Raw genomic sequence first — 8,061 nt, forward strand, 5'->3', positions numbered from 1 at the left:
CTCGGCGTCCTGCGGCCGTCTGGGGCTGGACATAGGCCGCCCACGGTCGCGACGGACGTCTCCCTCACGCGGCAGCGGGCAGTCCCGTCCCCCCGGTCCATCGCCCGCCACGTTGCTCTCTCACTCCGGCTGCCCGCAGGCGCCCACCGGCTGTTCCCAATTCGCTGTCTGCGGCGGCTTTTGAGCAGCCCATGGCGGGTGGATCGCCGCCAGATCACCTCAGCCGCGTAGCGATCCGTGGCGGCCTATGTCCAGCCCCAGACGGCCGTCTGACGCTGAGAGATGAGAAGCGCGTAGCGATCTGACGCGTCTCACCGCTCCTGATGGGCTTCTCGCCGCTGTTTGGTGCGGGTTGGGCGGCCCCCGGCCCCGAATGGCCTGTCTATCGGCCCGTGTGGGGGTGCGCCCGCCCCCGGTCGGCTAGGGGCCGATCCCTGATGCCCATAGGTCGGTGTCTGTCCCCAGTGGACCGTTCTTTTGGGGGCTTCCCGTCAGTCCTTGTCTTTCCGGGACGGGACGGCCTGTCAAGGGTGGCCGAAGGCCATCGCGAAGCGACGCGACGAAGGAGCGCCCTTGACAGGGCGGCCCGGCACGGAAGGACAGTGGGACTGGCGGGAAACCCCCAAACCCTCCCTGATCGGCATCAGCGGGAATCAGGCTCTCGCAGCCCCCGACGCCCCGGCCTCCCCGTCCAACCATGCCGCCCTGTCAGGTTGTGCCAGAAGTCTGGCCGTGGGCCTGAAATCTGACGTACCGTCAAATCAGCCCGCCCCTGCCCCGCTCCCACCCCCACCTCCACCCCAACCACCCCAACCCACCCCACCCCCCCCCGGAGGTCCCCCATGCCCGCCGATCGCCCCGTCGCCCTCGACGAGTACCCCATCCACCAGGCACCGCTGTCGATGAAGCACCTCGTCAGCGGGGACCGCAACGCCTACGACCGGTGCATCTTCCACGTCTTCGACCACGCCGGCCGCGCCGTCCTGATCCTCGGCCTCGGGGTCTACCCCAACGCAGGGGTCATCGACGCCTACGCCACCCTCCGCGTGGGGGACGAACTCCTCGCCGTCCGCGCCTCCGACGCCCTCACCGACGACCGGATGAACCTCTCCGTGGGGCCGCTGTCGGTCACCGTCGACGTACCGCTGCGGCAGCTGACCCTGCGTTGCGCCGCCGACCCGGACGACCCGGACGGGCTCTCGTACGACGTCACCTGGACCGCCGAGTTCCCCGCCGTCTGGGAGCCCCACCACATCCAGCGCCGCGGCGACCGGCTCATGCTGGAAGGCCGCCGCTTCGTCCAGGCCGGCAGCGTCACCGGCACGATCCGGGCCGGGGGCGAGGAGTTCACCCTGGCACCGGGGGAGTGGACAGGAACCCGCGACCGCAGCTGGGGGGTGCGCCCCATCCCCGGGGAGGACGGCGGCCGGGCCGCCGAGGAGTACCGCCCCGAGGGCTTCCACTGGCTCTGGATCCCCGTCCGCTTCGAGGACCGGTTCCTCATGGTCATCGCCCAGGAGGACGCCGACGGACACCGCACCCTGAGCGAAGCCCTCCAGGTGTTCCCCGAGGACAGCGGCCGCCACGACGTACAACTGGGCTGGCCGCACACCGAGATCCGCTACCGGCCCGGCACCCGCCACCCCGAGGGCGCGGTGGTCCACCTCACCGACCCCGCCGGCCGCAAGCCGATGGAACTCGGCGTCGAGATACTCAACTCCTCCCCGCTCGCCGTCGGCGCCGGCTACCCGCCCGCCGCCGACTGGCAGCACGGCACCTGGCAGGGCCGGGGCTGGACCGACCGTCGCGTCTACGACCTCTCCGACCCCACCGCCCACCCCATGGCCGCCTTCGGCGTCACCGACCACTCGGCCCGCTTCACCCTCGACGGACAGGTCGGCCACGGCATCTTCGAGCACGGCAGCTTCGGCCGCCACGACCCGAGCGGCTTCGCCGACTACTCCTCCGTCGCGCCCTAGGGCACCGACACCGACACCGACACTGACACCGTGACCGTGACCGTGACCGTGACCGTGACCGTCACCGCACCGCACCGTCACCGTCACCGCACCGACACCGACGCACGACGCCCGCCCGGACAGCCACCCCCCGTCGGACCCGCAGGAAAGGGGCTCACCCATGGCCACCGCACCGCGTCCCCGCACCTCCACCCGGGAACCCGAGGAGCTCGGCCGGCGGCTCGCCGCCTGGCTGGACACCAGGCTCCCCGGCGCGAAGGTCACCAACGTCTCCGTCCCCGGCTCCAACGGCATGTCCAGCGAGACCCTGCTCTTCGACATAGACCATCCCGACACCCCGCTGCGCGCCTGCGCGCTGAGACTCGCCGCCGACCCCGCCGCCTACACCGTCTTCCCCACCTACGACATGCCCCGCCAGCACCGCGTGATGAGCCTGGTCGCCGAGCACACGGACCTGCCCGTCCCGCGCGTGCAGTGGCTGGAGGAGGACCCGGGGCCGCTCGGGGCGCCGTTCTTCGTGATGGCCCGCGCCGAAGGGCGGGTCCCGCCCGACGTCATGCCCTACACCTACGAGGGCAACTGGCTGCACGCCGCCACCGACGCCGAGCGCGCCGCGCTCCAGGAGGCGAGCATCGCCCTGCTGGCCCGCCTGCACGACCAGTTCCCGGCCAAGGAGGCCGAGTTCCTGCTGCCCGAGGGCGTCGGCAGTCCGCTGCGCCGTCATGTGGACGCCCAACGCGCCTACTACGCCTGGGTGGTGGGCGGACTCGCCCCGTCCCCGCTGATCGAGCGGGCGTTCGCCCGCCTCGAGGAGCTGTGGCCGCAGGACGAGGGCCCGGCGGTCCTCAACTGGGGGGACGCCCGCATCGGCAACGTCATCTACGACGGCTTCACGCCCGTGGCCGTCCTGGACTGGGAGATGGCGGCGTACGCCCCGCGCGAGGTGGACCTCGGGTGGAGTGTCTACCTCCACCGGTTCTTCCAGGACCTCACCGTCGGCTTCGGCCAGCCCGGACTGCCGGACTTCCTGCGCCGCGAGGACCTGGAGCGCCGCTACGCGGAACTCACCGGGCACACCCCGCGCGACATGGAGTTCCACACGCTCTACGCGGCCCTGCGGCACGGGATCGTGATGCTGCGCATCGCCTACCGGCAGGCGCACTTCGGCGAGGTCGAGATCCCCGCGGACCCGGACGGCCTGATCCTGCACCACGCCAGCCTGGCCGCCATGGTGCAGGGAACGTACTGGTAGGGAATCCGGCAGGCGACCCGGCGCGGCGCCGGGTCGGGCCGGTCAGGCCGCCTGTGCGTGCTCGCGGCGCGTCTGCGGGAGCAGCGGGCTCGGCGTGCGCACCGGACGCGAGCCCGGACCGCCGACGTGCGAGAAGGGCTGCGTCCGCCAGTCGAGTCCCTGGGGCAGGCTCAGCATCACGACGGGCTCCAGCTCCTGCGGCGCCGCCGGCTGCGGGATCATCCCGACGGTGGGCAGTGCGTCGCCCACGGGCCGCCCGGTGCCCGCGCACACCGTGAGCCCGAAGGGGTTCCACGAGGTCAGGCAGATGGCGTGCTGCGGCAGGTGCTCCTCGTCGGCGACGAGGGCGATGGACTGGCCGCAGTCGGGGCACACGGCGTGGTGGATGTCGAAGGCCTCGTGGTCGTCGAGGTATTCGCCGTCGTCGTCGTAGGCGGCCTCCTCCCCCGGATCGAGAGGTGCCAGGGGCTCCGGTTCGGTGCGACCGGCGCGCTTGGTGTTCAGCATGGATGTACTCCCCCTTGGGTGGGCCGGGCGGGCTCGTTCTTCGGCCTCGGCCACAGCAAGCACTTCCCGTCGCGCGGCACGAGTAACCACAACAGCCCGCCGTACGCCCGCATCCGGTTGTGGCCTTGGTCACATGCCCGGCGCAGATGCCTCCAGTGGGCGGACAGCACTGTGCCTGGAGAGGCGTTGGGCCTTAGGTTGAGCGGCTATGAGCGCAATGGAGGAGCTGGACCGCCAGATCGTGGATCTGCTCGTGCGGGACGGGCGGATGAGCTACACGGATCTGGGCAAGGCCACCGGACTGTCCACGTCGGCGGTCCATCAGCGAGTACGCCGGCTGGAGCAGCGCGGTGTGATCCGCGGCTACGCGGCCGTGGTCGACCCCGAGGCCGTCGGGCTGCCGCTGACGGCCTTCATCTCGGTCAAGCCGTTCGACCCGAGCGCCCCGGACGACATCGCCGACCGGCTGGCCGGCGTTCCCGAGATCGAGGCCTGCCACAGCGTCGCGGGCGACGAGAACTACATCCTGAAGGTCCGCGTCGCGACCCCTCTGGAGCTGGAGGACCTGCTGGGCCGCCTGCGCGCCCTCGCACACGTCTCGACGCGCACGACGGTGGTTCTGTCCACTCCGTACGAGGCCCGCCCGCCCCGCGTCTAGCGGACCTGAGGCGCCGGGCGGGGGCCCGGCCGGACCCCGGCGGTCGGGCGGGGCCGGGCGACGCGCGAGACTGGTGCGCATGACTGACCGCACCGCCCACTCCGCCGACGCCGCCGGAGCACCGACCAGGACCGTCCTCCTCCGCGGGGGCGAGGTACACAGCCCCGCGGACCCCTTCGCCACGGCGATGGTGGTCGAGCGCGGTCACATCGCCTGGGTCGGCTCCGAGGGCGCGGCCGACGCCTTCGCGCAGGGCGTGGACGAGGTCGTCGACCTCGGCGGGGCGCTGGTGACGCCCGCCTTCACCGACGCCCACGTCCACACCACCTCCGCCGGCCTCGCGCTCACCGGGCTGGACCTCTCGGCCGCGCCCTCCCTCCGCGCCGCGCTGGACCTGGTACGCGCGTACGCCGAGAGCCGTCCCGCCGACCGGGTGCTCCTCGGGCACGGCTGGGACGCCGCGCGCTGGCCCGAGCGGCGGGCCCCGCGCCGTGCCGAGCTCGACGGGGCCGCCGGGGGCCGCCCGCTCTACCTCAGCCGGATCGACGTGCACTCCGCGGTGGTCACCACCGCCCTGCTGGACCTCGTCCCGGGCGTGACCCCCGAGGGGGACGAGCCGCTGACCCGCGACGCCCACCACGCCGTGCGCGCCGCCGCGCTGGCGGCCGTCACCCCCGCCCAGCGCGCCGAGGCGCAGCGGGCCGCCCTGGACCGGGCGGCCTCGCTCGGCATCGGCTCCGTGCACGAGTGCGGCGGGCCCGGCATCTCCTCGGCCGAGGACTTCACGGACCTGCTGGCGCTGGCGGCGCGGCGGCCCGGGCCGCGCGTCTTCGGGTACTGGGCCGACACGGACCTGGACCGGGCCAGGGCGCTCGGCGCGGTCGGGGCGGCCGGGGACCTGTTCGTCGACGGCGCCCTGGGCTCGCACACCGCGTGCCTGCACGCCCCGTACGCGGACGCACCGCACACCGGCACCGGCTATCTGGACGCGCGCGCGGTCGCCGGGCACGTCGCGGCGTGCACCGAGGCGGGCCTGCAGGCCGGGTTCCACGCCATCGGCGACGCCGCGGTCAGCGCGGTCGTGGAGGGGGTGCGGGCCGCCGCGGAGAAGGTCGGCCTGGCCCGGGTCCGCGCGGCCCGGCACCGGGTGGAGCACGCCGAGATGATGACCCCCGCGACCATCGCCGCTTTCGCGGAGCTGGGCCTGACCGCGTCGGTGCAGCCCGCCTTCGACGCCGCCTGGGGCGGCGAGGACGGCATGTACGCCGACCGGCTCGGGGCGGAGCGGGCCCGCACCCTGAACCCGTACGCGGCCCTGCTCAAGGCCGGTGTCCCGCTGGCCTTCGGTTCGGACGCGCCGGTCACCCCGCTCGACCCGTGGGGGACCGTGCGGGCGGCCGCCTTCCACCGGACCCCTGAGCACCGCATCTCCGTCCGGGCGGCCTTCACCGCCCACACCCGGGGCGGCTGGCGGGCGCTGGGCCGCGACGACGCGGGGGTCCTGGTCCCGGGCGCGCCTGCCGACTACGCCGTCTGGCAGACCGGGGAACTGGTGGTCCAGGCCCCCGATGACCGGGTCGCCCGCTGGTCCACCGACCCCCGTTCCGGCACCCCCGGACTGCCCGATCTGACCCCCGGCGGGGAGCTGCCGGTATGCCTGGCGACGGTGGTCGGCGGGCGGGAGGTATTCGTACGCCCACAGGGGTGATCCGGTGGGCCTCGGTTCGGTGCGGGCGCCCGGACCCGGATAGGTTCGGCCGGGTCCACCACAGGACGTCCGTGCCGGACGGATCCGTCTGCTCAGCGCGCCCGCGCCTCGGGGGCGAGGGAAGGTTTCGCCGGTGGGGGCGCCCCCAGCGGCAGTTGGGGGAGGGTGGCCCCAGTTCGGGGCCCGGCGGTCCAGTAGACAACGGTCACGGCGGCCCGCAGCCAGCGGGAGTCCGACCGGCCCGAAGGACCGCGGGCCCCGATCACTGTTCTAAAGTCATTGACTGCGACCAGACCTACAGGACGTGCACGAGCACAAAAGGGGACTCAGTGAGCGACGGCGGACAGCGGACCTACGGACCGCTCGGTACGGCCTTGGTGATCATTCCGACCTACAACGAGGCGGAGAACATCGGGCTGATCGTCGGCCGCGTCCGCGCGGCGGTGCCCGAGGCCCACATCCTGGTCGCGGACGACAACAGCCCCGACGGCACCGGGAAGCTCGCCGACGAGCTGGCGGCCGGCGACGACCACGTGCACGTCCTGCACCGCAAGGGCAAGGAGGGCCTCGGCGCCGCCTACCTGGCGGGTTTCGTCTGGGGTCTGGACGCCGGCTACGGCGTGATCGTCGAGATGGACGCCGACGGCTCGCACCAGCCGGAGGAGCTGCCGCGCCTGCTCACCGCGCTGGCGGGCGCCGACCTGGTGCTGGGCTCCCGCTGGGTGCCGGGCGGCCGGGTCGTGAACTGGCCCAAGAGCCGCGAGATCCTCTCGCGCGGCGGTTCGACGTACTCCCGGCTGATGCTGGACGTCCCGATCCGCGACGTGACCGGCGGCTACCGCGCCTTCCGCCGCGAGACCCTGGAGGGCCTGGGGCTGGACGAGGTGGCCTCCGCGGGCTACTGCTTCCAGGTCGACCTGGCCCGGCGGGCCGTGCAGAAGGGTTTCCGCGTCGTGGAGGTGCCGATCACCTTCGTCGAGCGCGAGTTCGGCGACAGCAAGATGAGCAAGGACATCGTGGTGGAGGCCCTGTGGCGGGTCACCCAGTGGGGCCTCAAGGCCCAGGCGGCCAAGCTGCTCCCCGGCAGGGCCGCGCCGTCCGGGGGCAAGGGCGGCGCCAAGGACGCGGGCAAGGCCTGACCGGCGGCGGCTGACCGGCAGGGGCTGACCGGCAGGGCCCGGCCGGCCCGGCGGGCCCCCTAAGGGATGTCCGGTACCTCCGGCTGAGGCTGCTTTTACGCGGGCCCAGGCACACTGGTGGGTATGACGACCGGCGTTCCCCCTTCGACGGCCCCCCGGCCGCGGCGCACACCTGCCCGTACGTTCCTTCCCCTGGCGCTCGCCGCCTGGCTGATCCTGGAGATCTGGCTGCTCGGCCTGGTCGCGGGCGCGGCCGGCGGGCTGGCCGTGGCCGCGCTGCTCGCGGGCGGGATGGTCCTGGGCGTGGTGGTCATCAAGCGCGCGGGGCGCCGTGCCTTCAAGAACCTGACCGACACCTTCCAGCAGGCGCAGCAGGGTGTGGCGCCCGCTCCGCAGCAGCCCGGCCAGGGCAACGGCCTGACCATGCTGGCGGGCCTGCTCCTGATCATGCCGGGCCTGCTGTCCGATGTGGCGGGCCTGCTCTGCCTGCTGCCTCCCGTCCGGGCGTGGATCAGCCGTCGGGCGACCCGTTCGCTGGAGCGGAAGATGGCCGCGGCGCCCGCCGGCACCTTCGGCGACGCCTTCCAGCAGGCCCGTATCCGCCACCCCGACGGGAAGGTCGTGCAGGGCGAGGTCATCCGCGAGGACGGGCCCGCGCGGCACCCGGGGCCGGACTCGGGCCACCGCCCGCCGATCGCCCCGTAAGGACACCGGGAGCGGGTCCTCCCGGACCCGCCGAGCGCGCAACAGCCGAGGGGCCCCGCCCCCCCCGGGGGGGGGGGGGCCCCGGGCGGTTGGTGTGTGAGGGCGGGGGCGGG

At 73.8% G+C, this 8,061-nt stretch carries 7 protein-coding genes; 6 read left to right on the forward strand and 1 reads right to left on the reverse strand.

The window, feature by feature from the left end; all coding sequences use genetic code 11:
* Window positions 1–842: 842 nt before the first annotated feature.
* Window positions 843–1,979, forward strand: a complete 1,137-nt coding sequence (locus tag AB0D66_RS33695; protein ID WP_362310979.1) for a hypothetical protein — start codon at window positions 843–845, stop codon at window positions 1,977–1,979.
* Between the two features lie 160 nt (window positions 1,980–2,139).
* Window positions 2,140–3,231 carry a phosphotransferase family protein gene (locus AB0D66_RS33700; RefSeq protein ID WP_362310980.1) on the forward strand — a complete coding sequence of 364 codons (1,092 nt, stop codon included), beginning with the start codon at window positions 2,140–2,142 and terminating at the stop codon, window positions 3,229–3,231.
* Window positions 3,232–3,273: 42 nt separating this feature from the next.
* Here AB0D66_RS33700 and AB0D66_RS33705 read toward each other — a convergent pair whose 3' ends face one another.
* A complete protein-coding gene (locus AB0D66_RS33705; protein WP_362310981.1) occupies window positions 3,274–3,738 on the reverse strand; it encodes a hypothetical protein in 465 nt (154 codons plus the stop codon).
* A gap of 217 nt (window positions 3,739–3,955) precedes the next feature.
* On the opposite strand from AB0D66_RS33705, the gene AB0D66_RS33710 reads away from it, so the two are divergent.
* The 4 genes from AB0D66_RS33710 (at window position 3,956) to fxsA (ending at window position 7,948) form a co-directional block, all read left to right on the forward strand.
* Entirely contained in the window at window positions 3,956–4,396 is a 441-nt protein-coding gene (locus tag AB0D66_RS33710) for an Lrp/AsnC family transcriptional regulator (RefSeq protein WP_030011705.1), read from the forward strand.
* 79 nt (window positions 4,397–4,475) lie between these two features.
* Window positions 4,476–6,104, forward strand: a complete 1,629-nt coding sequence (locus AB0D66_RS33715) for an amidohydrolase (RefSeq protein ID WP_362310982.1) — start codon at window positions 4,476–4,478, stop codon at window positions 6,102–6,104.
* A 329-nt stretch (window positions 6,105–6,433) separates the two neighbouring features.
* Entirely contained in the window at window positions 6,434–7,243 is an 810-nt protein-coding gene (locus AB0D66_RS33720) for a polyprenol monophosphomannose synthase (protein WP_362310983.1), read from the forward strand.
* A gap of 123 nt (window positions 7,244–7,366) precedes the next feature.
* A complete protein-coding gene (fxsA, locus tag AB0D66_RS33725; RefSeq protein WP_362310984.1) occupies window positions 7,367–7,948 on the forward strand; it encodes an FxsA family membrane protein in 582 nt (193 codons plus the stop codon).
* The last annotated feature ends 113 nt before the right edge of the window (window positions 7,949–8,061 follow it).

Source organism: Streptomyces sp. NPDC048270, from assembly GCF_040652335.1.
Taxonomy (GTDB): domain Bacteria; phylum Actinomycetota; class Actinomycetes; order Streptomycetales; family Streptomycetaceae; genus Streptomyces.